Origin of the sequence: Polynucleobacter sp. Latsch14-2, from assembly GCF_018881925.1 — a bacterium.
Classification (GTDB): Bacteria; Pseudomonadota; Gammaproteobacteria; order Burkholderiales; family Burkholderiaceae; genus Polynucleobacter.
This window is the reverse complement of record NZ_JACVPL010000040.1, coordinates 1-1,236: the sequence shown is the minus strand read 5'-3', so window position 1 is coordinate 1,236 and position 1,236 is coordinate 1. Positions and strand designations below refer to the sequence as shown.

Below are 1,236 nucleotides of genomic sequence, written 5' to 3'. Positions count from 1 at the left end.
CGACCTTGAATTCAACCGATCGATGCAACACACTACAAACTGCGTAAGCAAAAGGAGTGTTGCTCATGAAACAACGACCTCGAATCTATTACACGGCCACCCAGAAGGCTTTAATGTGGGAGCGGTGGCAAAAAGGCGATAACCTTCATCAGATAGCGCAGTTATTTGATCGGGGCCACTCCTCTATCCAGCGTATTTTGGCTGAAAGTGGTGGCATCAGACCACCAGAGCGAACTCGATCCGTTTTAGCGTTAACTTTGGCCGAGCGAGAAGAGATCTCCCGCGGCCTGGCAACGGGACAATCCCTTCGCTCTATCGCTCAGCTTTTAGGCAGGTCGCCTTCTACGGTTAGTCGGGAGGTAAAGCGCAATGGTGGTACCAAAGACTACCGATCAGCTGGAGCCGATGGTTCTGCTTGGGATCGCGCACTTCGCCCCAAGACTTGTAAACTGGTCTTAAACAAGCCCTTGGCAAGTATCGTGACAGACAAGCTGCAGCTCTTGCAGTGGTCGCCACAACAGATTGCCGGATGGTTAAAGCAAACGTATCCAGATGAGAAAAGCTATCAGGTGTCACACGAGACTATTTATCGCAGCCTCTTTATCCAAGCCCGTGGAGCCTTAAAGAAAGAGCTCGTGGCACATTTACGCCGTACCCGCATCATGCGTCGTTCGCGGCATCACACACTTAAAGATCAAGCTCTGGGTAGTATCAAGGGCGCTATATCTATTAGAGAGAGGCCAGCTGAAGCAGAAGATCGTGCAGTGCCAGGTCATTGGGAAGGCGATCTTTTATATGGGGATGCTAACAGTCAGATCGCTACTCTCGTGGAGCGCCAGACTCGCTATGTGATGCTAGTAAAAGTGGCTCGCAAAGATAGCCAGACGGTAGTTAACGCACTCATTAAGCATGCGAGAAAATTACCAGACGAGCTATATAAATCGTTAACGTGGGATCGAGGTAAAGAGATGTCTGAGCACAAACGTTTTACCTTAGCCACGGATGTTCAGGTGTACTTTTGTGATCCCCAGCATCCTTGGCAACGAGGATCCAATGAAAATACGAATGGGCTACTAAGACAATACTTCCCTAAAGGAATGAGCCTGGCTAATTACTCACAGGCTAAGCTCAATGCCATAGCCAGAAAACTCAATGAACGCCCTAGAAAGACACTAAACTATCAAACACCGGCAGAACGTTTTGCCCAATCTGTTGCGTTGACCGGTTGAATCCAAG

The 1,236-nt window shown here is 49.0% G+C and carries 1 protein-coding gene; it reads left to right on the top strand.

Annotated elements, in window-relative coordinates:
- Positions 1-65: 65 nt before the first annotated feature.
- Positions 66-1,229 (top strand): IS30 family transposase, encoded by a 1,164-nt coding sequence (locus ICN46_RS11870; protein WP_216209128.1) that lies wholly within the window; start codon positions 66-68, stop codon positions 1,227-1,229.
- The last annotated feature ends 7 nt before the right edge of the window (positions 1,230-1,236 follow it).

Coding starts and splice junctions, on each gene's coding strand:
- ICN46_RS11870 (WP_216209128.1), top strand. CDS start 66: ATGAAACAACGACCTCGAATCTATTACACGGCCACCCAGAAGGCTTTA.